The following is a 25,224-nucleotide window of genomic DNA, read 5'->3' on the forward strand; positions in this document are numbered from 1 at the left end:
GAACAATCTAAAGTGGCATGCTCAGCGCTGATAAGCGACAATTCCTCCCTTCCTTCGACACACTTCAATATATATAGCATATAGGATTAATGCAATATATGCGATAGCTTACAATGTTAAATGCATCGCAGAAACTTAACAAGTTCGTAAAAACTATGCCCCGTTATTGTTGTTTTTGAGTGCTATAATGAAAATTGCTGAAAACCTAAAAATGTTCTCTTATTGATGTGAAAGAAGATGACTAACATGAACGAGGGGTTGCAGGACCGCCTTGAAAAATTCGGATTATCTCTATATATGATACGCGTTACGATTGCTGCTTCACTCTCCTGGCTTGCGGTTCACAGCTTGCATGGCGACAGTTATTTATACTTTGCACCGCTTGCCGCAATTCTTATCACCCAAGGAAGCGTCAAGGCTTCACTGGAAAAAGGGATTTACCGTCTGATGGGCGTTGTGCTCGGTGGAATTGTCAGCCTGCTCGTGGGCCATTTCTTCGACGTGGGGGCACTGTCTATTCTGCTGATGCTGCTGATCGGCATCGGTGTGGCCACCGCCTGCCGGATTAACATTCAAGCCGTTTCCCAGGTCGGTGTGACCTCCGTGCTGGCATTGACCTTTTATCAGGACCCTTATATCGTGTGGAGAGTCGCGGAGACCTTAATCGGCGTACTGATTGCCTTAATAATAAATATGATTATCGTCCCCCCCGGGGGGTTCGTCAAGGTTAAACGCCTGGCACTGGAAGGGACCCTGCTGCTGGCCGATGCCTTGACCGGACTCGCCGCAGAGAGCAGCAGTTCTAAGCAGGCTCCGGAGAGGCTGGTGCGTTCCGGACAACTGCTGGCGAAGAGCGACAAGCAGCAGAAAGAGCTGCACTATACGTTATCCCATTATCAATGCCGCAGCGGATTGCGGTCATTGACACAGGCAACCTCGCATCTGCAGAAGGTTCACCGCTACGTCAAGGAGATCGCTGAGGAGATTTCCCTCCTGCCTGCACATTATGCGGCAGCTGACTGGATGACAGAGGTCGTAACGGCAACCGCAGACTGCATCGCCCTGTATGGAACCAAAACTTTATCCGATGCCGAATGCACCCGTTCGCTCCCCGAAGCGCTGCGCCGCGCCCGGGATCTGCAGTTTGCCTGGTTCTCCGAGCTGCAGGGTCAATGCTCGCTGACAGCAGTCCGCGATCTCGGAGCCGTCTTCTCCCATCTGAACCGGGTGCTGGAGGAAATTGAACGGGCCGATTATGCAGCTACAGTTATACCGGCACCAGCCTCCGTCCGGTCCGGAAGCGCGCGCGCCGTACATCTTGTCAAAAGAGGGCTCTCCCACAAGCTATAAGCTTGGGAGCGTCCTTTTTTTGCAGAAACGACCCTGTCCTTTGAGATGAAGGCAGGGTCGTTTTTGCTTGTAATATCGCTTGGACTCAAAGCCGTCCCTTTTAAAGGGATACCAGAGAGATTTATTATTATTAAGTTGAAAAATTAATACTAAAGTACTAGAATTAAGCTTGTTTGTAGAATTATATTGGCAACCAACCCAGTATTGAACATTCCCTGTCGATTTGAGTCGATTAAATGACCTCATGCTGAATGTATATCATTGATCTATTTTTTTAAAGGCAAACTTCCCGAAAGGGCAGGACGCAAAGCGATGGGCCTAAGAATGTGAGACTATCCATTCATGGTCGCCAGGCTGCCAATTGAGATGTGACTTGGGTACCGGTAGGTGAAGACAATCTATCATAGTCCATGATGCTCTTTTCTGTACAGATACCATTGATTATACGAAGAAGCGAGGTTAGAGTAATGCCACAGCATATCATCGAGAAAAAATTCGGGCATGTATTTCATACCACAACGCCAATCGGTAACCCCGATCTTCCGGCTCTGCCCTCAGTGCAGGTTAAGCCGCTCCGTGAGGGAGATGAGGATAAGAACGGACGTATTATCGTACAGAACAACCAAATATTTATTACTCCTCCTCTGCCCGGCGGCAAACCCGCTGTCATTTCCTCCGTTCACCCTGTGGTGTTGAATATTAACCGGAAGACGGTGACAGATCCTACGGAGGTAACCCCCACGGACCGTATCACCTGGGAGATTTGCGAGAAGCCGCAGTATCAGATCACTGTATCCGAAGATAGACTGAAGGCCTACTTCACGCTCTACCGTGCAGAAAAGTACGCCTGGAAGCTCGCCAGCTCCCCGGCTGCAGCAGATGTCACGGTCCGGGCGGAACCAAATTGCGGCCTGCTGCTGTCCACCCTCACGGTGGACCAGATTATCGCCGGCTTCAAGAAAAGCTCCATTATGCGCGAGCTCAATATTCCGGCTCTTTATGCAGAGCTGAACAACCCTACCTATCTCCCGGTCTGCATCGCAGAGGGTAAAGCCCCTATTCCCGGCAAAAATGCCCGGCTGGAGCTGTTATTTGCCGAGGACAGGGAATATGAATTCATTCGGACTGCCGATCCTGCAGATTCCCTGAACCATCCAAGGGTTCCCTTTGTCCAGGAGGGAGAGGTCATTGCCCGTAAGCTGCCTGCAGAAGAGGGAGTGCCCGGCATCGACGTGTATGGCGGAATTATTCCCTCCCCGCCGCCGCAAGATATTCAGCTGGTCACTAAAGAATGTACAACCCTGCTGGCGGACGGCGGGATCGCCTCCCTCCGCCAGGGAAGGCCCCGCTTAACGGGATCTGGTCTGAACCGCAAGGTTTTTGATTTTCCCCAGACATATCTTGTTCCCGGGGACATGGACCCCGAAGCCGCCAAAATGATGTTCCCGGGTGATGTGGTCGCCACCAATGATATCGGAAACCAGACCATCCTTGAGGCTTTGGGAAATGTATACATATACGGCGACGTTACACATGCGACAATCACTGCTACCGGAAGCATTTTTGTCCAGGGCAAGGTTGTCAGCAGCCAATTGTACTCCGGTCATTATGGAGCGAGACATAACCGCCTCTGCATGTACTCCGCTCTCTTGATGGAGGAAATGACCAGTCTGAGAAAAGCGTCGCAGCAGTTGGCGAATACCGTCCAATCACGCCAGCAAACCGTAAAATACGGTCTGGTCGTTATGCTGCTGCTGGAAAGCAAATATGACCATCTCCCCGGCCTGATCAGTGATCTCCAGGAGGTTATTGCCGGGATGAATCCCGATTATCCTATCGACACCAAGCAATTGAGACATATGCTGGAGGTATTCCTGCACCCGGGGCAGTTCACCGATTTTTTCACGGATGCTGTACTAAGCACCTTTCTGAAGCTGTTGAAGGATTTGCATGACGCCATATCCGGGATGCAGGAGGAGAATACACGGATCGACATCGCCTCGTCACAGCATAGCATTATTAAATCCGGCGGAGATCTCCATGTTCATAAGGAGGGTATTCTGCACAGCCAGCTGTTCTCTTCCGGCAATGTCCGTTTCGTAATGAACGAAGCGGAATGCACGGACTCCACAGTCGAGGCGGCAGGCTCCATCAGCGCACAGACTGTAGGGAAGCAGTCCTCCGAGAAATCAGTGCTTACCGCCGGCAAAAATATTACAGTCCGCAAAATCTGCAACAGCGAAGTTACGATTGGAGAATACACCGCCAAGATCAGCGGGACAGATGAAGAACTTGTCTTCACTGCCCAAAGCCTGCGGTTAAGAAATCAGGCGCAGTAGCCTTCCTCTGCCTAAAATATCTGATCTATATAGATTGAACTTATAATTCTTCTATTTTGGGATTGGCCGTGACAGATTCATACTGAGGTCTGTCCAGCTCGAACGTCCGGCCAATTGCTGCATAAGACGCGCCGGCCAGACGGCTGACCGGCTTCAGCTTGCCGACATCAATTCGGCCGTTATGAACCAGCTCATCCTCTACATGAAAGCCTAGCACTTCGCCGATAACCATATCGCAATGTCCGAGCTCCACAAGCTGCACCAGCCGGCATTCCATCGCAATCTTACATTCCTGTACGCGCGGGACCTTGACGGCTTGTCCGGGTACCGCCGTCAGCCCGGCCAGCTCAAGTTCGCTGATTCCGCCGGGTGCATTGATTGAGGTATGGTTGACTGCAGCGATATTATCCTCATCGACGATATGGACCACAAATTCCTTATTCGCCGCTATATTGCGCGGCGTATGCTTCATTTCTCCGCCTGCTTTGCGGACACAGGAGAACATGACCATAGGCGGATCATCATTTACAATATTAAAAAAGCTGAACGGAGCGGCATTCACGATTCCCGCTTCATCCACCGAGGTTACAAAGGCAATCGGCCTGGGCACAATGCTGCCGATCAGCAGCTTATAATTATCATGCGCCGTTTGCCCATCCGTCTGAATATACATGCTTATCCCCCTGTCTTAACATGTCAGCCGCCGTGCGGCCCGGCCTATCTTAACATTCACCAGAATAATGCTGCATACGATCAGCAGCATACCCACTACCAGATTCAGCGTAATCCGCTCATTTAATAATACTACACTTGACCCGATCGAGATCAGCGGAATCAGGAAGGTGAATGAACCGACCTTGCTGGCCTCTCCCTCATTGATCAGCTTGAAATAAACCATCCACCCCAGCGCAATGACGAACACCGCAATGAACAACGTGTTCACGATAAAGGCGCTGTTCCACGTAATATCAGACCAGCTCTCCACAGCCGAACCGGCAGCCAGCAAGATGACGCCCCCGATCATGATCTGCATTGCCGTCATCCACAGCATATCTACCCGCACCGCATTTCGTTTCGTGTACACGGTCGCCAAGGCCCAGCTGAGTGCGCTGGCCAGGGCAAGCCCTACACCCAAGGCGGAGATACTTCCGGTAAATCCGCCAATGCTGAGCGCAGCTACCCCGAGAAAACCAAGCAGCAAGCCGAACATCTTCATTCCGTACATACGCTCTCCCAGCCAGATCCAGGCAAAGATACCGAGCAGCACAGGCTGCAGAAAGACAATGGCCGAGAACAGCCCTGAGGGCATATACTGCAGGCCGATCGTCTGGAACCCGTAATAGAAAACGATGCTGAGAAAGGCCGAGGTCAGATAGACCGGCCATAGCTTGCTGAACTGAAGGGCCTTCCTTTTAGGAAGCGCAGCAACAATGAGGATCACTCCGGCAATAACCGTACGGATTCCGGCAAACAACAAGGGCGGAGCGTAGGCTAGAGCAATCTTGGACAGCGGCCAATTGATCCCCCAGACTATAACCAGAAATATAAGCAAAGCAATGTTTTTCTTCCGCTGCTGCATCTCATCACCCCTTGTTCTATTTTCATTCCAAATGATACAATAAGCACAGTCATAATTGAAATGAATTATAATCATGAGGGGCATACCAGATTCGATATGAACAACAATCAAATTCGTCTATTCGTCAAAATCGCCGAGAGCGGCAGCTTCACCAAAGCCGGGCTGGCACTGAACATGACCCAGCCTGCAGTCAGCCGGGCCATCTCCGCGCTAGAGTCTGAGCTTGCAGTGAAGCTGCTGCTGCGCGACCGGCGCAGCGGGCTGATGCTCACTGATATCGGTAAGCGTGTTCTGATTATTTTTCGGGAAATTCTAAACGGGTTTGACAAGGTTGAGCAGGAAATCTCCGCTGAGAAGGGCCTGGAGAAGGGACTCATCCGCATTGGGGCCTTTCCGGTGGCGTCTGCTTATTTTGTCCCCAAAGTCATCCGTTCCATTACCGAGAAATATCCCGAGATTGAGATTGTTCTCTATGAAGGTTCGGTTGCTGAGGTTAAAGAATGGCTGGAGACCCGGCTTATTGATGTCGGCTTCATTATTCCGCCGCAAGAAGAGTTTGCCACGATTCCGCTCTACCGGGAGAAACTGTACGCAGTGCTTCCTGGCGGCCATCCGCTCCGTGAGAAGCATGTCATCTGTGTCAAGGATCTGGAAGACGAGCCGATGCTGATCTGCCGGGCAGGTTATGAGCCTCCGGTCGTTGATTTGTTCCATCGGGGAGGCAGCAAGCTAAATGTGAAATACGAAGTGAACAGCTACATGACCGCACTCAATATGGTTAAGGAGGGGCTGGCTATTGGTGTCATGTCGCAGCTGTCCCTGCTGTCTCCACCGCCGAATGTGATCATAAAGGAGCTGGCCCCCGATGCTTACCGGGATATCCATCTCGCCGTCCATACACTGGAGGAGACCTCGATTGCCGTCCGCTTATTTATGGACACTGCACTGCAGCTGTTCTCCGGGGCAGATCTGTCTGTGCTTTGACGAAATACACCACTATGCTGAACAAGAGGAGTGAACCACTTGAAATATCACCGTTTGGGTAACAGCGGGCTGCAGGTCTCCGCACTGGGTCTGGGGACTAATTCCTTTGGCAAAAGAGCCGATCAGGAGACCTCCATTGATATCGTCCATGCCGCGCTCGATCAGGGGATTAATTTTATCGATACCGCTAATATTTATGCCGGCACCGAATCGGAGCGGATCATCGGACTGGCGCTGGAGGGCAGACGCCAAAGTGCAGTTCTTGCTACGAAAGCAGGTCTTCCGAGACACGAAGGCCCTAACGGCAGCGGCTCTTCCCGCCATCACCTGATGCTGGAGCTGGAAGGCAGCCTGCGCCGCCTGAAGACCGATTATGTAGACTTATATCAGATCCATACCTTTGATCCCTATACACCGCTGGAGGAGACGCTGCGGACCCTGGATGATATGGTATCGGCGGGTAAAGTCCGCTATATCGGGGCCTCCAATTATGCGGCCTGGGAGTTAATGAAGGCGCTGGGCATAAGCGAGGCGCGGAATCTGGTCAAGTATACCTCGATTCAGTGCAGCTACTCCCTGGCTGACCGGACGCCGGAGGCCGAGCTGGTTCCACTCTGCCTGGATCAAGGGCTCGGGATTATCCCCTACTTCCCGCTTGCCGGAGGTATTCTTACCGGCAAATATGCTGGTGACGGCGCACCGCCGGAAGGCTCCAGAGCCGAAACCGATCCAAACTTCGGCCGCTTCCTTACCCCCGGCCGGATTGAGCTGGGGAACCGGGTCGGGCGGATTGCCGAAGAAACCGGCGCCTCTATGGCTGCGCTGTCCCTGGCCTGGCTGATGAACAAACCGGCTGTATCCACGGTGATTGTCGGAGCCACCCGCGTGGAGCAGGTGCAGCAGAATCTGCAAAGCGTTGCCCTGCAGCCGGATGCTGAGCTCATGGACAAGCTGGATCAGGCCAGCGGCACCTTCCGCAGCGGCGAGCCGTTCGCGGTGTACCGCCTGCCATAGGAGGTATTCGAATAATAAACTGAATAGGGGTACTTCTCATAGCAATGAGAAGTACCCCTATTTTATATGGCACAATGGCCATTCAGTTATACAGCTGCGATAAATTTCTCCATATCCTCTTGTACGGTTGTAATACCGCTGATACCGAAGGTATCGACCAGCACCTTGGCAACATTCGGCGACAGGAAGGCCGGAAGCGTAGGTCCTAGGTGAATATCCTTCACACCCAGATACAGCAGTGCCAAGAGTACAATTACTGCCTTCTGCTCATACCAGGCAATATTGTAGGAGATAGGCAGATCGTTAATATCCTCAAGTCCGAATACTTCCTTGAGCTTCAGGGCAATCACGACAAGCGAATAGGAATCATTGCATTGGCCGGCATCCAGCACACGCGGAATCCCGCCGATGTCGCCAAGCGCAAGCTTATTATATTTGTACTTCGCACAGCCTGCCGTAAGAATCACTGTGTCTCCCGGCAGTTCGGCAGCGAAATCGGTATAATAATTGCGGCTCTTCATCCGGCCGTCACAGCCGGCCATTACGAAGAACTGCTTGATAGCTCCGGTCTGAACGGCCTCAACCACCTGATCGGCTACGTTCATTACGGCCGCGTGGGCAAATCCGCCGACAATCTCGCCGGTTTCGATCTCTTCCGGAACCGCACAGCCTTTGGCCTGTTCAATGATAGCCGTGAAGTCCTTCGCTCCATTGGCATCCGCCGAAATATGCTGCACTCCCGGGAAACCGGTATTGCCCGTAGTATACAAACGGCCGATATAACTCTCCTTCGGCGGCACAATGCAGTTCGTCGTCATGAGAATCGGTCCGTTGAAGCTTTCAAATTCCTCCGCCTGCTTCCACCAGGCATTGCCGTAGTTGCCCACGAAATGGCTGTATTTCTTAAAAGCAGGATAATAATGCGCCGGCAGCATCTCGCTGTGTGTATACACATCCACTCCGGTGCCCTCGGTCTGCTTCAGCAACGCTTCCATATCCTTCAGGTCATGCCCGCTGATCAGAATCCCCGGATTCTGCCCTACACCGATATTCACCTTGGTGATTTCCGGGTTGCCGTAAGTTGTTGTATTGGCCCGGTCGAGCAAAGCCATCACATCTACACCCAGCTTGCCGCATTCCATCACAAGTGCAGTCAGTTCATCCGCCGTGAGTGTATCATCCAGAGTCGCCACCAGACCTTTTTCCATAAAAGCATGTGCGCCTTCTTCGTAATAGCCCAGCACTGCGGCATGCTCCATATACGCCGCCATTCCCTTCAAGCCGTAGGTCAGCAGTTCACGCAGGGAACGGATATCCTCATTCTCCGTGGACAGAACCCCTACCGTCTCCGCCTTCGCCTGCAGTTCCTCATCGGTGTCTGCCGTCCAAAGAGCCGCATCATGCCCGGCATAAGGAACCTCTACTCCGGCTGCCTGCAATTTATTGCTCCACTGGCCGCGAAGGATCAACCCCTCTTTGATTCTGGCAATGAAAGCTTCAGGCATGAAATTAGCATTGGTTATTGTAGCGAACATACTCTCTATAATAAATTTCTCCGTGGTAGAGTCAGTCATTCCAAGCTCCCGGCCCCGGCGTGCAAAGATGGAAATACCCTTCAGTGTGTAGATCAGCAGATCCTGAAGATTTGCCACATCGCTAGTTTTCCCGCAGACTCCCTGAATCGTACAGCCCGATCCTTTAGCCGCTTCCTGACATTGAAAACAAAACATGTTACTCATTGCACTTTCACTCCTTTAATAGGTATAGGCTACCAATACAGGACTCCGTTCGCCCCGCCTTTACAGTTAAGGCTAATTGTAGTAGACTTTCGCCATACAATCGGTAACGGATGTTACCAGATGCTATAAATTTGGAGGAAATGCTATGAAACCAGAGCCCGCCGTACTGCAATCCTGCCTGCTGTTCCGCGGGAAAACCGTGAAGGAGATCGAAGCGGTGCTGCAAAAAATAACATATACCGTAAGCAGCTTTCATAAGAATTCACTGATCTTGGCCGAAGGCGATACTGCGGACAAACTCGGCATTGTGCTGGAAGGACGGATTGAGGTTCAGAAAACCCATCCTACCGGCAGCAGTGTAACCATTGCCCATCTAAATCAGGGACAGACCATTGGCGAAGCGGTGCTGTTCCGCAGAGAAAATATAGTCCCGGCTACTGTTACAGCCACAGGCCCCTGCTCCGTCATGTTTATCGGCAAGCAGGAGCTGCTCCGGTTGTTCACCACAGACACGGACATGCTCACACGTTTCATTGAGAACCTGTCGGAGCGCCTGGTGCTGGTCAACCGGAAGATCGAAATATTATCAGCCGGCCCTCTGCGGCGGCGGGTGATCAGCTTTTTGCTGGAGCAAGCGGCTCAGAAAGGCTCCGAGGTCATCCGGCTGCCCTTCAGCAGAAAAGAATGGGCGGAGCATTTAAATACGGCCCGCCCGTCGCTATCCCGTGAAATGGGCTATCTGCGCGACATCGGCTGGATTCATTTCAAAGGCAGCAGCATTACACTGCTGAATATGATGGCTATGAACGACTACATCCGCACCGTCCCTTCAGCTCCCGGCCAGGATAAGTAATTCCTGCCGGAAGCTGTTCCCGGGGATACACGAACACATCTGTATCTACACATCATGTATTGGAGGGTTCATTTATGTCGGAGTTAACAGCCCAAAGCGTTGAACAGATGCTGGCCGAGCACAGCGGGTGGTTTCACAGCGGGGCTACGAAGGAGCCCGCCTTCCGGCTTCGCCAGCTGCAGAAGCTGAAAGATGCCATCCGCCGCAATGAGGCGAAAATTATCGCGGCCTTGCATCAGGATCTGCGCAAGAGCGAATTTGAAGCCTATGCGACGGAAATCGGCTTCACGCTGGACAGCATTGGATATATGATGAAACATCTGAAGCGTTGGATGAAGCCGGTGAAGGTCAAATCCCCGCTGCATATATTTCCGGCCAAAAGCCGGATCCTCAGCGAGCCATACGGAACCGTGCTCATTATCGGCCCCTTTAATTATCCGTTCCAGCTGCTGATCGAGCCGCTCATCGGGGCAATTGCCGCCGGCAACTGCGCCGTACTGAAGCCCTCGGAGAGTACCCCGGCCATTACCGCCGTGATTGAGGATATGATCAGGGAAACCTTCGAATCGTCCTATATCCGTGTAATTCAGGGTGAGAAAGAAGCCACCAATCTGCTGATTCATGCCAAATTCGATTATATTTTCTTCACCGGAAGTGTCCCTGTCGGCAAAATAGTCATGGAAGCCGCGGCCAAAAATCTGGTGCCGGTAACACTGGAGCTGGGCGGTAAAAGTCCGGTCATTGTCGATAAAAGCGCCAATCTGGAGATAGCAGCGAAACGGATTGTCTGGGGTAAGCTCATCAATGTGGGCCAGACCTGTATTGCCCCGGATTATCTGCTTGTCCACAGCGATGTGGCATCCCAGCTGATCTCCTTAATGAAACGTTATATTCAAGAGTTCTACGGCCAGGATGCGCAGCAGAATCCGGATTACGGGCGGATTGTGAATGAACGCCAGCTGCGCAGAATTGCCGGAATGATTCAGCGGGACCAATCGAAGGTCATTATGGGCGGCACCGTTGTGCCGGAGGATCTATACATAGAACCTACACTGCTCTATCCTGCGGATTGGAAGGATGCGGCCATGGAGGACGAGATTTTTGGGCCTGTACTTCCCATTATGGAATATACCCGGCTGGACGAAGCCATCCGCAGCATCAATGAGCGCCCCAAACCGCTCGCCCTCTATCTGTTCACCGAAGACAAACAGGCGGAACAGGAGGTGCTGGCCAGAGTTTCATTCGGCGGAGGCTGCATCAATGATACGATTACCCATGTAGCCAGCGCACATCTGCCATTTGGAGGAGTGGGAGGCTCCGGCATCGGCGGATATCACGGCAGGCATAGCTTTGATCTCTTTTCCCACAGCAAGAGCATTGTGAAAAGAGGGACCAAGCTTGACCTCGGGGTTGTCTATCCGCCATACGGCAATAAGGTTAAGCTGGCACGGAGATTGCTGAAATAGAGTGCAGCGATTAGCAAAAGACAGCAGAAAAGGATACCGCCCTGTTCGGGGACCGGTATCCTTCGCTCCATTATCCCGCCCTCCTGCCCTCCACCCAACTGGCCACCTCTTTTTCCGGTATGGGTCTGCTGATGAAGTAGCCCTGGATCTTGTCACAGCTTGTACGCTCCAGAAAGGCCAGCTGTTCCCGGGTTTCCACCCCTTCTGCGGTCACCTTCAGCCCCATATCATGACCGATGGTTACGATGGACCGGGCCAGTGACATGTTGTTCGGTGTATCAATGCTGTCAATAAACGACTTATCAATCTTCAGCGTAGTGATCGGCAGCTGCTTCAAATAGCTAAGCGAGGAATATCCTGTTCCGAAGTCATCCAGGGCAATGCCGATTCCCCGTGTTTTCAGCGATTCCAGCTTGGAACTGATCGCTTCGAAGGATTCCATGAAGATCGACTCGGTAATCTCCAGCTCCAAATATTCCGGCGGCAATCCGGTCTCCTTGAGAATGCCCAGCACCATATCGGTGAAATCATCCAGCATCAGCTGGATCACCGAAATATTCACCGAGATATGATAGCCCTCATAACCTTCTGCATGGAGCTCTTTAATGAACCGGCAGGCCGCCCGCAGCACCCATTCACCTATCGGGACAATCAACCGGCAGTCTTCAGCGATTTTGATGAACGAAAGCGGCGATACAAAACCAAGCACCGGACTGTTCCAGCGGATCAGAGCCTCGAAGCCCCAGATTCCGCCTGAGGCGGTGTCCACCAGCGGCTGATAATGAAGCGAAAGCTCATTATTGGAGATAGCATTTCTCAAATGCTTCTCAATGATCATCCGTTCGTCAAAATGCTGCTGCATCGCCTGTCCGTATAATACATACGTTCCTTTGCCGGCTTCCTTCGCTTTATACATGGCAATATCGGCATTTTTCAAAAGCTCTTCAGCATTGATCCCATTCTCCGGATACTGGGCAATACCAATACTAGTTGAGATGTGAACAACGCTGGCATTCAGCTGGAAGGGCTCCTTGAAACCCTGCACAAGCGCTTGTGCATAGGAGATGACCTCATCCGATCCCTCGATATTCTCGAACAGAATCACAAACTCGTCGCCCCCGAAACGGAAATGCTTGCTGCGTCCGTCCGATAAGCCCAGCAGCCGTTCGCCGACCTTGACCAGCAGCTCGTCGCCAAAGGTGTGGCCCATCGTATCATTAATATATTTGAAATTATCAATATCCAGAAAGAACAAGGCTGCGTGCCCTCCAGCGTGTTCTTTGATAAACTTCTGCAGTTCCTCAGAAAGGGACAGCCGGTTCGGCAGACCGCTTAAGACATCGTTATAGGCCAGCAGCCGGTATTTCTCCTCGCTGGTCTGCAGCAGTGCCTGATTCTCGACCAATTTGTTATATTGCTCCAGCAGCTCATCCTGCAGTGCCGTAAGCTCCTCATAGGTCGACTCCAGTTCCTGGTAGCTCATTTGGAGCTTGCTCTCATAGCCTTTGAGGTCCGTAACATCAACCATGGAGCCGGCAAAACGGACAAAACCTCCGTCTGCGTTGCGCAGCATCTTGCCCCGGGCCTGAAACCATTTATATTCGCCTGATTTGCTCCGCATCCGGTATTCGCAGTAATAGTAGGAACTTTTGCCTTGCAGATGCTCAGTGCGCAGGCGGTTCTCATGTTCTGCGTCCTCTGGATGGATAAGAGTTCTCCACCCTCCATGGCTCTCGTCCACTTCTTCCAGTTCATAGCCGAGCAGCTCATACCAGCTGTCCGAGAAGTAGTAGATCATCGTGGTCATGTCCACATCCCAGATTACCGCATCCGAACCATAGGCAGCCAAACTGAAGCGTTCATTGCTTTTTTCCAGGTTGCTTCGGATTCGCTTGACCAATTGCACGTAGAATAGGAGGATAAGAATAAAGGCCAGCAGAACAGCGAATGCCGCGACAATGCTCAGTACAAGCTTTTTATAGGATTGATAGAAGGAAAAGGGCTTGTTGATGACTTCGCTGCCTTCCGGCAGCTGCTTCAGGGAAACGTTGAAACGCTGCAATTCCTTATAGTCAACAACCTTTCGCACGGAGCTGTCCGAGACAATAGGGATCTCTCCCGCATTTTCTCCTTCCAGAATCCGCAGAGCCAGGCTGGCTGCAGTTTGTCCCTGGATTTTGCCGCTAATCAGATTTCCGCCAAAAGCCCCGTGATTCAGGCTAAAATCATAAATATGATATACCGGCACACTGCTGCTCTCGCTAAGCTCGCTTGAGAACCGGTCAAATTCAGTAATTCTTCCCGTTGTATCACTGTAGTATGTAGTCATGAGAACCATGCTGTCTGATGAAAGGGTGGATACTTGATCTATGATTTGTTCATTGGAGAGACTGTTCATCGGGATGATCTGGAGTCCCCGCTCCAGAGACAGAATCTGGTCACTGACCATTTTACCAGTGGAGAGCCCGCTTTCAGAATTGTCGAATACAATGTACACCTTACGGATCGATGGATTGATCTCCAGCGCCATTCGTATCGTTTCTGTAGAATCGATCTCTTCGATGACTCCGGTGATGTTGCGCTTGTCCGCTATACTGTCCATACCTAACTGATTAATGCCGCTGAATATGATGGGTGCATCGCTCAGGATTTCCTTGCGGTACTGAATGGCGAAGTTCAAAGCGGCATCATCCGTAACGATAATCGCATCGATATGAAGAGCTTGGTATTTGAACTTGATCATCTGGTAGAAGTGCTCGAGGTTGTCATTGCTGGGGAATCGTTTCCAGTCCAAATACTCGGTGTAGATAACCGGCGGATCGGCTGCTCCTTTGAGCTGCTCTTCAATGCCTGCACCCTGGTCATCCGTCCAGGCAAAGCCCTTCTGATAGGAATGCAGGACAAGCACATTCTGAGGGCGCCGTTCTTCGCTGCTGGCGGACACCGGCTGATACAGTGCCGTGCTGAGCATCATAAATAAAAGCAAAAACAAGCCATACCGTAACCTGCGCTGAATTTTCCCCTTGCCCATTAGCACACTCCCATTCATCTATCCCAAAGTTCCCAAAATCAGAAACGGGTAAATTCGACAATTTCTATTAAAAGCGTATGGAACCATCATGATTGGGCTTTGCTATTTACTTATAAGCTTAATAGAGTAAATATATAGACTGAACTTATAATTCTTCTATTTTGGGATTGGCCGTGACTACAGAGAATGTTTGGACTTCCGGCCGCTGTTAGGTTTGGATTTCCTGAATTCAACCGCAAACTGCGGTAGAAATCCAAACCTAAAGGCGGACGCTATCGCTCCTCCAGTTCCAAAATTCCCCTCCGCCACTTTTCCCTAAATGTACATTCTCAAGTTCAATCTATATAGTAAATAAAATTAATTACAATTTATGACGTTTTTCTTCTTATTATATGGGGAAAGTCTAATTTTTGAAACATAAATAGAAGGTTCATCCCTTCATGGACAGTCCCTTGCATCCAAGTTAGAATGAGTGTGCAAAGACCCGCCAAGACAGGAGGTTCCACATGCCTACAATTAAAGACGTTGCGCTGAGGGCAGGCGTTTCGGTGACAACCGTCTCCCGGGTGCTGAACAACAGGGGGTACTTAAGCGAGGATCTGAAGAAAAAGGTCTACAGCGCGATGAATGACCTCAATTACCGGCCAAACGAACTCGCCCGCTCGCTCAGCCGCTCCAAATCAAATATTATCGGGCTGATCATCCCTCATGTCTCTCATCCGTTCTTCGGGGAATTGACCAGCCATATCGAGGAGCATGCCTACCGGAACGGCTATAAGCTGCTGCTCTGCAACTCGCAGCAGGACAAACATAAAGAACTCGAATATATTGATATGCTTCGCGCAAGCCGGGTCGACGGCATTATTATGGGCAGCCACACCCTGGAAGTTGAAGCCTACCGGCAAATGAATCTGCCGCTCGTCACCTTTGACCGCAGAATATCGCCGGAAATCCCTTATGTCTGCTCCGATAACTATCGGGGCGGGGTGCTGGCTACTACCTTATTGATTAATAAAGGCTGCCGCAGGCTCGCCCATATCGGTGGGCATCCTGAGCTAAATATCCTGTCTGTGCTAAGATCCGAGGCCTTTGCGGATACCGCCCGGCAGCATAACCTCCCGCACACCTTGCTGCATACGGATAACAACAGCTTTGATGTCGGAGCTTATGAGCGGCTGCTTGTGCAGCTGTTCAACGAACAGCCCGATGTGGACGGCATCTTTGCAGGCAGCGATTTGATTGCAGCTTATGCGCTTAAGGCTTGCCGGGAGCGGGGATTGCGGGTGCCTGAGGATGTGCGGATTGTAGGATATGACGGCATTGCCCTGCGCAGCCTGCTGGCTCTGCCGCTCAGCACCATCCGCCAGCCCATTGAAGATATGGGCAAACTTGCCGTTGATTTGATCATTCAGCAGGTCCACGGCGGTGCCGTCCGCGCAGAATACATATTGCCGGTTGAGCTGGAGGAAGGCGCTACAACTTGAGTATGCGTAAAATCCAAAGCAATGAATTTTTAGTTGTACAAATTGCAACTACCCCGCGGATAATCTTCCGCGATCAGGATGCAATGTAATTTACGGCACCTGCCAAACGCTAACCCCCGCTCTGCTGTAAGCAAGCAGAACGGGGGTTTTCTGCGTTTGACAATTTAGATCTACAAGTGTAATATCAACCAGGAGATTAAAACTACATTTGTAGATTGAATATTCATGAAACTGCGAGGAGTCGATTATATGAAGAGCATCCCCAAAATTTCAGAGGCTGAATGGGAGATCATGAAAGTCATCTGGGGCAACCATCCGGTTACAGCTGAACAAATTGTCCAGCACCTGCCGGGGTCTATTGAATGGAGCGATCAGACGGTACGCACCTTTATCACACGGCTGCTTAAGAAGAAAGCCATTGGCTTCGAGAAATCCGGGCGTAGTTATCTTTATTATCCGCTGCTCTCCGAGCGGGAATGTGTACAAGCAGAAAGCCAGTCTTTTCTGAAGCGGGTCTTCGGGGGAGCCGCCAACCTGATGGTCACCAACTTCTTGGAAGAGGTTACGTTATCCGCCCAGGAAATTGAGCAGTTGGAACGGTTGCTCCAGGAGAAGAAAGCACAAGGAGCACACAAAGATTCAGGTACACAGGAATGAATGTGATCTACAGCCTGTTTGTCGATTTCCTGGATGATACATTAGCCGCGAGCCTGGTGATTCTGGTTGTAATCGCAATTCATGCCATCCTGCAAAAGGTCATCAGCGCCAGGGTCCGTTACCTGCTGTGGCTGCTGGTCATTATCCGAATGCTGCTTCCGGTGATCCCGGACAGTCCGCTCAGCATGTTCCATGTGCTTCAGTATGGAGAAGGAATAAAGAGCGCGCTCACGGGACAGGCCGCTGATCCATTGCCGAATCTGCAAGCTGCTGCTCCAAGCAATCAGGGGCTGGACTCTGATTCTGATCCGCAATCAGGCACTACCGGAACCGGAGACACCATTAATGCAGGACACCTACAACAAGCAGACGGGCAGGCGCCGGGAGTCCGACATTCCAGTGCGGCAGGTATCTACTCTCCCTGGCTGAAGGCCGCTGCAATAATCTGGTTCGGCGGTGCAGTCTTTCTTTTCCTGAACGGACTTGGCATCATGAGCAGACAGCTCCGCGGGCGGAAGCGGCTGAGACGGGTTACTGATCCCCGGCCAATTGCGGTGCTTGAGGACGCTCTGAACCGGTTCAGAGTGAAAAGAAAGATCCCGCTCTACACCGGCTCCTCGGCCAAAAGCCCTTTCCTGAGCGGCGTGTTCCGTCCTTGGATATACGTCCCGGAACTGGCGCTTCAGGAGTTAACGTCACCGCAGCTGCTGCACATTCTGGCCCATGAGCTTGCTCACTATAAACGCCGCGATACCCTGTGGAATCTGCTGGGCAGTGCGGCCGCGGCTATTCATTGGCCCAATCCTTTAGCTTGGCTAGGACTGTACAAAATGAAAACCGACCGGGAGCTGGCCTGTGACGCACACGTATTGGATGTGCTGGGAGAAGAAGAAGCTGCGGCATACGGATTAACGCTCGTTGAATTTCTCAAGCAGTTTTCTAAAGGACGGACCGACCGCGAAGTGCTTTATTTCTTCGGATCGCAGCACCGTCAGCAGATTACAAGGAGGGTTTCTATGATCCGCTCATTTAAAAAAGGCTCGTACCGGATATCAGCGGCAGCCGTGCTGCTCCTGGTTCTGCTGAGCGTGGTGACACTAACGAATGCCTCCAGCGATTCAAAAAATAACGACACAGCCGTTAACGATGATTTAATCAATCTGTACAAGAATAGAAATTATAATCGCTTGGACAGAGCCGTGGAGGAAGCGGGTTTTGCCTTCCAGGCTCCGTCCGTGCTGCCCCCGGATTTCATTCTGGAGAGGGCTTACCTTGCGGTCACTCCGCCTCAAGCTGCTACTGCGAACTCAGAGGATAACGAGATTGAACAAGTTACTCTCACTTATGTACGGTACGACGGGGATACCCACACCGGGCAATTTTCGCTGGAAGCTTACAAGGATAGCAGCGTTGAGCAGATTTATACGGCTGTTGAACTTAGTGAATCCTCGCGCGGCGACGGCGGGACACCTCTTCCGGTTGACCGGAAACCCACTACCATTGGCGGAATAGACACAATCTATGTCAATGTGCATGTCAATCAGCATGTACAGAAATTATTCTATATTTGGGAGCGGGATGGGATTGTTTATAAACTATATATAGGCAGCGGTACCCTATCACAGCAAGAAATCGCATCACTCCTGGCCTCCATCAAATATCCGGATGAACAAATGAAACGCAGCTTCGTGAATAAAAAGTTTTTTAATGTAGATGTCATTGATGTGAAGGATTTACGGATGGCTGCCGATATTATGGGCTTTGTGCCCAAGTTCCCTATGGAAGAGTCCGGCTTTGCCATGCATACGGCCACGCTCACCTCAAGCATTGAATTCAGTTATCCTCTAGACGGACTGGGAATGTCCCGAACAGTGTTTTGGACAGCATACTCCAATCCTGATGTCACCTTTTTGCAAATGCAGAATCAAGGCTTATATGAAACCTTCAAACAGGAAGGACAAGTCTTTTTTTACCGGATTGACGGAGAAAAGTTTGCCGTTCCCCTTACCGCCGCTCATGTAAATGGACAAGAGGTGCTGGTTACGGAACCTTACAAAATCGACGGAGAGCTCAGCAAGCCTACCGAGCCGGATTTCCTCAGTTATTTCTGGCAGGATGAAGGCATAATCTACAAAGTGGGATTCACCGGCGTACCGGCGCTTGAGGATCAGCGGACCATTGTCTCTTCATTCATGGAAGTCCCTGCTGCAGACATTGATAAATTGGCCGCAGCAGCGGCGCAGGCTCATTAAGCTCATCCCCGAATCAGTACAACACTGCAGAAACGGCTGTGCCCATAGGCTACAGCCGTTTTTGCAGTTCCATCAGAGCCCAGACCATCCATTCTCACTTTAGTTTGCTTGCTTCAACGCTTACTTAAAGTGTGTAAATAATATTATTTCATGTTATAATTATCGGGTAGTTCATTTCATAGCTGTAAATACTGCTATAAGATGCTTAAAGCATCATTACTGGAGGGATTAAAGTGAAGCAACTGCGGGACATTCCCATCTCCGTGCTGGATCTCGCTCCGATCAAAGAGGGCAGTACAGCAGCGGATTCATTTCATAACACACTGGATTTGGCCCGTCATGCCGAAGAGTGGGGCTATAAACGCTACTGGCTGGCGGAACATCATAATATGACTGGCATCGCCAGCTCCGCCACTTCGCTTGTTATCAGTCATGTGGCCGCTGGTACACGCAGTATCCGCGTGGGCTCTGGAGGCATCATGCTCTCCAACCATGCGCCGCTCATGATTGCGGAGCAATTCGGCACACTGGAGTCCCTGTATCCTGGGCGCATAGATCTGGGGCTGGGAAGAGCTCCGGGCTCTGACCAGGCAGCCTCCAGAGCGCTGCGGCGCGGCCTGGGCAGCGACGGCAGCGAATTCCCAGAGCAGCTGAGCGAGCTCCGGGCTTACTTTGATCCAAACGGCGCAGGCTCGCGGCCGCTCGGAGTGCGCGCTGTTCCCGGCGAAGGCCTGAACATTCCGATCTGGCTGCTGGGTTCGAGCGGCTTCAGCGCCCAACTGGCGGGGCAGCTAGGCTTGCCCTTCGCTTTTGCCAGCCACTTTGCACCGGATTATCTGCTGCCTGCCCTGCAACTGTACCGCAGCAGCTTCAAGCCATCGGCTGCCCTATCCAAGCCTCATGTTATGGTCGGGCTTGGAGCTACCGCCGCTGACACTCTAGTGGAAGCCCGAAGACTTGCCACCTCTCAGCAGCAGCAATTCCTGAACATCATCCGTGGACGCACCGGCATGCTCCAGCCTCCGGTAGACAGCATGGATGGCCTCTGGTCCATGCAGGAAAAAGCCATTCTGCAGAACAAGCAGAATTACTCTATAGCGGGTGATCCCTCTGCTCTGCAAGAACGGCTTCTGCAGATTGTTGAAGAGACCGATGCCGATGAGTTCATCATCGCATCGCAAATTTTCGACCATTCGGCCCAGTTGCATTCCTATGAGCTAATAGCCCAGCTTTTTAAGGAGAACTAAATCCCGCAATCCGGCACATAACTAAGCAAGGCGATTATTAGGAAGGAAAGCATCGGCTTCCCTTCCTTGTAACCGCCTTGTTTTTTTGTATACTCATCACGAATCGTTCTTTATAAAACGCTATCATTAACAATAATATGGATAAATAATGAGTAAATCGAAGTAATTAAACGATAACCGGTTATTCTATCCTTGAATTGAATGATTTTAGCCAATAAATATGTTTTATTTCGTTTTTCTTTATTTACAATTTTGATTATACTGTAGATATTCGTTATAACGAACATACATATGGCTATAAAACTCTGATCACTGTTTTCAGGACACTGTCGCCTTATTATGTAGTAGTTCTCCATAAAACCACTCTTTATGACAAAAGTTGAAGAAACATCAGGGTTAAAGTAAGGATTTGTCGAGAGTACGCTGAGGGCAGGATTACTTTCCGGTAGAAAGGAGCGTGGAAAGTGAAGAAGAGAGTTCAGGCCGGCTTTATAGGCGCCTACATTCTGATCATTCTGGCAGGTGTCATCTGGCATGCCGGGGGTGTAAGCGCAGAAGAGACGATTAAGCTCCGGGTCAATTCCCATACGACGAGCACCGAGATTATGAGCAATATGCAGCCGGGCGACGCAACGACCTCAGATTATACGGTGATCAATGAGGGTCATGAACGGTTTAATTATTTTGTTGATTTTAAATTCACCTCCGGAGACGAGGAATTGTACAATATACTGCAAATGACCCTGCAAAAAGAGGGAGTAACCCTCTATTCAGGAGTGATGAGCGAGGCAGAAGGCAGGGTAGCCATAGGTACACTTACCGGAGGCTCACAGGAAGTGCTCCAGATGGATGTGTCCTTTCCGCTGGAAGCGGGAAATGAATATCAGGGGAAGACAACAAGCGTCGACTTCATCTTCTCCGCTTCAGCCTCACCGGATCCAACAGCTGAACCTAGCGCAACACCGGCCGCTACCACGACACCAGGTCCAACCAGTGAACCTAGTCCGACAGCAAGTGCTACCGTGACACCGGGTCCAACCACTGATCCTGGCGCGACACCAGCCGCCTCCGCTTCAACGGAGCCGTCGGGTAATCCTACAAGCGCACCTAGCAGCGGGCCGACAACGTCCCCAGGCATTACTGCCACACCGGGAACTTCGTCGGCTCCAACCGGATCACCAGCCGTGACAGCTTCAGCGGGAACCGCTGTAGTGACTGTAACGGATGAACCTGTGCCAATGGGCGGCACCGACAATGGAACACCGCAAGTCTCGGCCACGCCGACACCGTCTCCGGCACCAAGCGACGACGTCATTATAGATGATGATGAGATTCCGCTCTCCGGACCGGGAGAGGGCGACAAATTGCCGGATACAGCAGAACCTTGGTATAACCTGATTCTGATCAGTTTGGCCGTTGCCATACTCAGTATTATCGTACTTCGCAGACTGAATTCGAAAAAATAAGCTGATTAAGCCAAAGGTTGGAGGTGAGAGTATGAAGAAGCGTTCCGGGCTATCCATTGCCGTGAAGCTATTCTTCATACTCTCTTTGTGTGTGCTGATCTATTCCGTAGTGCAGATCTTAAAAGCACCCGCTGAAGCCCGGCATGCCCTAAACGATTGGGACAAAAAGAGGGAGGAAGCCGTCAGTCTCCAGGTGCCGGAAGAAGAAACTCCGCTGCCCGCAGGAATGGTCAACCTCTCTGGAGAGGAAAACATTGCCAGAACCGATTATACCGGGGGCGAGGTTATTGGAGAGATTTATTTTCCGAGGCTCGATAAACGGGTAGCGATTCTGGAAGGAACCGGGCGCCCCCAATTAAAAAAAGGCGCAGGGCATTATGAAGGGAGCGCAGCGATTGGCGCCATCGGCAACAGCGTGCTGGCCGGCCATCGCGATACAGTGTTTCGCGGCCTTGGCAATCTGGAAGTCCATGATCTGATCGAGCTGGAGACCGCCGAAGGAAAATTCATTTATGAAGTTACCGGCAGTCTCATTGTAGACGGCGATGAACGGGGGGCGATTAAGCAGAGTGATACACCGGTGCTCACCTTGATCACCTGCTATCCTTTCTCCTACGTCGGTTCGGCGCCTGAACGTTACCTGCTCTCAGCGTCATTGCTCCGGCAGGAGCCGCTGTCCCATGAAGCGGAATAACATATGCACGCCACCACCAAAGGATGAGACCTTGTATAGAAAGTGATAATATAGACATACGACTGGAAGAAAAAGAGGAGCTGAACCATTTTGAAAGAAGAGCTGATCAAACGTTTTGTGTCTTATGCTGAGATGGATACCCAATCGGATGAAGACAGTGACACCTGTCCTTCCACTCCGGGGCAGATGGTGCTGGCCCGTAAGCTCGTTGATGAGCTTAGCGAACTAGGACTTGCCGAGGTTACAGTGGACGAGCATGGTTATGTCATGGCTACCCTTCCCGCCAACAGCGACAAGGAGGTTCCGACGATCGGCTTCCTGGCGCATTTGGATACCGCGACAGATTTCACCGGCGCCGGTGTGAAACCGCAAATTGTCGAGAATTATGACGGGAACGACATTGTGCTGAACAAGGCGCTGAATGTGGTCCTCTCCGCGGAGAGTTTCCCTGAGCTGCCCGGGTATAAGGGACATACCCTGATTACGACGGATGGGACTACGCTGCTGGGAGCAGACAACAAGGCCGGAATCGCCGAGATTATGACCGCGATGGCGTATCTTCTGGAGCATCCGGAAATTAAGCATGGCAAGATTAGAGTCGCCTTCACCCCCGATGAGGAAATCGGACGCGGGCCGCATAAATTCGATGTCGCCGCCTTCGGCGCTTCCTATGCTTACACCGTTGATGGAGGGCCTCTGGGAGAACTGGAATATGAGAGCTTTAATGCTGCTGCCGCCAAAATCAGCTTCAAAGGCGTCAACGTGCATCCCGGCACTGCAAAAGGCAAAATGATCCATTCGTCCAAAATCGCCATGGCCTTCCACCTCCGGCTGCCATCCGGCGAGGCTCCTGAATTTACGGACGGCTATGAAGGGTTCTACCATTTAATCTCCATGCAGGGATCGGCGGAGCACAGCAAGCTGCATTACATTATCCGCGACTTCGACCGCACCCAGTTCGAGAACCGCAAAGCGAATATTTCTGCGATTGTAGATGAATTCAAATCCACTTATGGCGATGAGAACATTGTGCTGGAATTGAATGACCAATATTATAATATGCGTGAAAAAATCGAGCCGGTCCGCCATATCGTCGATATTGCCCACGAAGCGATGGAGAACCTCGGCATAACACCGGTCATTCGCCCGATCCGCGGCGGGACAGACGGTTCACAGCTCTCCTACATGGGACTCCCGACTCCGAACATTTTTACCGGGGGCGAAAATTTCCACGGCAAATTCGAGTACGCTTCTGTAGATGTTATGCTGAAGTCCGTCCAGGTTATCGTTGAGATTGCCAAGCTGTTTGAGCAAAAGGCATAGCCGAGGGTTTCCCCTTGCGGCTGCACAACCCGCTGCAACAATTCGGCCTGCCCGGTCAAGAGCAATTGCTCTGACCGGGCAGGCCTCTTTGCGCAGGTAGTGAAGCTCCTGCGGCTTGTCCGATTTTATTATCTGCGCAAACTGTGCAGAAATAAAAACCCTCTGACCGCCGCAATACGGGAGTCAGAGGGTTTTTGCTTGGTGAGAGCTTCCGGCGGCAGCCGGACAGCAATCAGTATGGGACGCGGATTTTCTGGAAATCGTTCCCCCGCTGTCAGAAAAGACCCCGGGCACGCAACGGACCCAGCAGCTCTTATTTTCGGCTGGAGCATCATTCCGGCAAGCTATCGGACTCCAATGCACTTATGCACGGGTATTGGCCTGAAATCCGGCTGCCGAAACGGTAATAAGTGCGCTACGGTCCGTTAGTCCCGCAAAATGCACTCTATAGAGAAAATAAGGTCTCCCCGGTCCGCGGCCGTGGCAACACCTCTAACTTAGCTGTAACGGCTCCGTCTGAGACGAACCAAACCAAACGGAGCGGCGGCTGCCCCAATTAATCCGCAGGCGGAAGTTTTACCGCGCCAACGCTCCGCTGGATCGGATTTAGGCTTTGATCGGCATCCAGCCCGGCGTATGGATTAATGCGCCCCATAGCGGGTCCGGTATTACAAGCTCCGCCTGGGCTGAAGGATCAAGCTCCGTCTTAATGCCAGCAGCTCGCCCTTCGGCAACCTTCTGCACCCAGTCCGGATCAATCAGCAGCGGGCGGCCCAGGGCTACCAGGCTGATTCCGGTCTCCAGGCTCTTCAGCGCATCATCGGCCTTATACAGGGAGCCGACACCAATAACCGGAACATCATCTCCTGCACGGTCCACAATCTGCTCAATCCGTGGACGGCTGTCGTCCGTGCCGCGGTGAGGCTTGGACCACAGATCCTGCTGCGAAACATGCAGATAGTCCAGCCCCTCCTCCTTCAGCGCATCAATCAGCGCAAAGGTCTCGGCCATCGTAATTCCCGGTGTTTCCGGCTCCTCGGGTGAGAAGCGGTAGCCGACCAGAAACGGCGACGAAGCATGCTCCTTCACCGCATGTTTGACCTCACGCAGCACGGCGAGCGGGAAAGCCAGCCGGTTCTCCAGGCTGCCGCCCCAGCGGTCTTCGCGTGTGTTGGAATGCGGGGAGAAGAATTGCTGCAATAAATAGCCGTTCGCGCCATGAATCTCCACGCCGTCGAAGCCGGCCTCGATGGCCCGGCGTGTAGCCGCGCCGAAGTCGGCAATAATACCGGTAATTTCTTCTTCGCTCAGCGCACGAGGAACAGGACCATGACCGCCCCGAGGCAGCTCAGCCGGAACATTGCTCGCGCTGACCGCCTGGCCATCCGGAAGCAGCTCAGGAGGACACTGGCGGCCACCGTGGAAGATCTGCAGAACTGCCTTCGCGCCTGCACCCTTGATTGCTTCAGCCAACTCGCGGAGGCTTGGAATCAGTTCATCACGGTCTGCACCGAATTCGCCAGCAAATCCTTTACCGCCCCGCGTCACATATACACAGGCCGTAATCACCAGTCCCGCACCTTTGGAGCGGCGGGCATAATATTGCAATTCCGGTCCGGATACCGTACCGTCCTCATTAGAAGAAAAGTTGGTCATCGGTGCCATAATGACACGATTTTTTAATGAAATCCCATTTTCGAACCGGTAGGATTCCAGCAGTGGACTATAATCTGTAGACATCTTTGA

At 51.7% G+C, this 25,224-nt stretch carries 19 protein-coding genes and 1 riboswitch; of the genes, 14 read left to right on the forward strand and 5 right to left on the reverse strand.

What is annotated here, in order from left to right:
• Positions 1-246: 246 nt before the first annotated feature.
• Positions 247-1,350: an FUSC family protein gene (locus NST07_RS32445; protein WP_341097022.1), complete on the forward strand. Its 1,104-nt coding sequence runs from the start codon at positions 247-249 to the stop codon at positions 1,348-1,350.
• 269 nt (positions 1,351-1,619) lie between these two features.
• Positions 1,620-1,712: riboswitch (cyclic di-GMP riboswitch) on the forward strand.
• A gap of 105 nt (positions 1,713-1,817) precedes the next feature.
• Positions 1,818-3,689 (forward strand): FapA family protein, encoded by a 1,872-nt coding sequence (locus tag NST07_RS32450; protein ID WP_342480776.1) that lies wholly within the window; start codon positions 1,818-1,820, stop codon positions 3,687-3,689.
• Between the two features lie 40 nt (positions 3,690-3,729).
• Here the strand turns inward: NST07_RS32450 and NST07_RS32455 are convergent, their stop codons facing one another.
• Both NST07_RS32455 and NST07_RS32460 read right to left on the reverse strand, forming a co-directional pair.
• A complete protein-coding gene (locus tag NST07_RS32455) occupies positions 3,730-4,362 on the reverse strand; it encodes a flavin reductase family protein (RefSeq protein ID WP_341097025.1) in 633 nt (210 codons plus the stop codon).
• A 15-nt stretch (positions 4,363-4,377) separates the two neighbouring features.
• Positions 4,378-5,268, reverse strand: coding sequence for a DMT family transporter (locus tag NST07_RS32460; RefSeq protein ID WP_341380078.1), 891 nt, complete (start codon positions 5,266-5,268; stop codon positions 4,378-4,380).
• A gap of 96 nt (positions 5,269-5,364) precedes the next feature.
• On the opposite strand from NST07_RS32460, the gene NST07_RS32465 reads away from it, so the two are divergent.
• Together NST07_RS32465 and NST07_RS32470 are read left to right on the forward strand one after the other, a co-directional pair.
• On the forward strand, positions 5,365-6,252 hold the full coding sequence (locus NST07_RS32465; RefSeq protein WP_342480777.1) for a LysR family transcriptional regulator: 888 nt from the start codon (positions 5,365-5,367) through the stop codon (positions 6,250-6,252).
• Positions 6,253-6,291: 39 nt separating this feature from the next.
• The gene (locus NST07_RS32470; RefSeq protein ID WP_341097031.1) at positions 6,292-7,266 is read left to right on the forward strand and encodes an aldo/keto reductase; all 975 of its coding nucleotides are present in this window, start codon (positions 6,292-6,294) and stop codon (positions 7,264-7,266) included.
• Positions 7,267-7,352: 86 nt separating this feature from the next.
• Here the strand turns inward: NST07_RS32470 and hcp are convergent, their stop codons facing one another.
• Entirely contained in the window at positions 7,353-9,005 is a 1,653-nt protein-coding gene (hcp, locus tag NST07_RS32475; protein WP_342480778.1) for a hydroxylamine reductase, read from the reverse strand.
• A gap of 145 nt (positions 9,006-9,150) precedes the next feature.
• On the opposite strand from hcp, the gene NST07_RS32480 reads away from it, so the two are divergent.
• Together NST07_RS32480 and NST07_RS32485 are read left to right on the forward strand one after the other, a co-directional pair.
• A complete protein-coding gene (locus tag NST07_RS32480) occupies positions 9,151-9,858 on the forward strand; it encodes a Crp/Fnr family transcriptional regulator (RefSeq protein WP_342480779.1) in 708 nt (235 codons plus the stop codon).
• 74 nt (positions 9,859-9,932) lie between these two features.
• Positions 9,933-11,324 (forward strand): aldehyde dehydrogenase, encoded by a 1,392-nt coding sequence (locus NST07_RS32485; RefSeq protein WP_342480780.1) that lies wholly within the window; start codon positions 9,933-9,935, stop codon positions 11,322-11,324.
• Between the two features lie 70 nt (positions 11,325-11,394).
• Here NST07_RS32485 and NST07_RS32490 read toward each other — a convergent pair whose 3' ends face one another.
• On the reverse strand, positions 11,395-14,355 hold the full coding sequence (locus tag NST07_RS32490) for an ABC transporter substrate binding protein (RefSeq protein WP_341097040.1): 2,961 nt from the start codon (positions 14,353-14,355) through the stop codon (positions 11,395-11,397).
• Positions 14,356-14,861: 506 nt separating this feature from the next.
• On the opposite strand from NST07_RS32490, the gene NST07_RS32495 reads away from it, so the two are divergent.
• The 8 genes from NST07_RS32495 (at position 14,862) to NST07_RS32530 (ending at position 23,885) form a co-directional block, all read left to right on the forward strand.
• On the forward strand, positions 14,862-15,839 hold the full coding sequence (locus NST07_RS32495; protein WP_341097042.1) for a LacI family DNA-binding transcriptional regulator: 978 nt from the start codon (positions 14,862-14,864) through the stop codon (positions 15,837-15,839).
• A 249-nt stretch (positions 15,840-16,088) separates the two neighbouring features.
• Positions 16,089-16,496: a BlaI/MecI/CopY family transcriptional regulator gene (locus NST07_RS32500; protein ID WP_341097814.1), complete on the forward strand. Its 408-nt coding sequence runs from the start codon at positions 16,089-16,091 to the stop codon at positions 16,494-16,496.
• Positions 16,493-18,748: a M56 family metallopeptidase gene (locus tag NST07_RS32505; RefSeq protein WP_341097045.1), complete on the forward strand. Its 2,256-nt coding sequence runs from the start codon at positions 16,493-16,495 to the stop codon at positions 18,746-18,748. Before NST07_RS32500 ends, NST07_RS32505 begins: the two co-directional genes overlap by 4 nt.
• A 233-nt stretch (positions 18,749-18,981) precedes the next feature.
• Positions 18,982-19,995, forward strand: coding sequence for an LLM class flavin-dependent oxidoreductase (locus NST07_RS32510; protein WP_081966042.1), 1,014 nt, complete (start codon positions 18,982-18,984; stop codon positions 19,993-19,995).
• Between the two features lie 464 nt (positions 19,996-20,459).
• Entirely contained in the window at positions 20,460-21,461 is a 1,002-nt protein-coding gene (locus NST07_RS32515) for a hypothetical protein (RefSeq protein ID WP_342480781.1), read from the forward strand.
• 31 nt (positions 21,462-21,492) lie between these two features.
• Entirely contained in the window at positions 21,493-22,155 is a 663-nt protein-coding gene (locus NST07_RS32520; protein ID WP_342480782.1) for a class D sortase, read from the forward strand.
• 90 nt (positions 22,156-22,245) lie between these two features.
• Complete coding sequence (gene pepT, locus NST07_RS32525; RefSeq protein WP_341380085.1) at positions 22,246-23,478, forward strand: peptidase T; 1,233 nt, start codon at positions 22,246-22,248, stop codon at positions 23,476-23,478.
• A 194-nt stretch (positions 23,479-23,672) separates the two neighbouring features.
• The gene (locus NST07_RS32530) at positions 23,673-23,885 is read left to right on the forward strand and encodes a hypothetical protein (protein ID WP_341097051.1); all 213 of its coding nucleotides are present in this window, start codon (positions 23,673-23,675) and stop codon (positions 23,883-23,885) included.
• Positions 23,886-24,084: 199 nt separating this feature from the next.
• Here the strand turns inward: NST07_RS32530 and NST07_RS32535 are convergent, their stop codons facing one another.
• Positions 24,085-25,218 carry an NADH-dependent flavin oxidoreductase gene (locus tag NST07_RS32535; RefSeq protein ID WP_341097053.1) on the reverse strand — a complete coding sequence of 378 codons (1,134 nt, stop codon included), beginning with the start codon at positions 25,216-25,218 and terminating at the stop codon, positions 24,085-24,087.
• Positions 25,219-25,224 lie beyond the last annotated feature (6 nt).

It is taken from the genome of Paenibacillus sp. FSL L8-0340 (genome assembly GCF_038593145.1).
In the GTDB taxonomy this organism is placed as follows: domain Bacteria; phylum Bacillota; class Bacilli; order Paenibacillales; family Paenibacillaceae; genus Paenibacillus_AQ.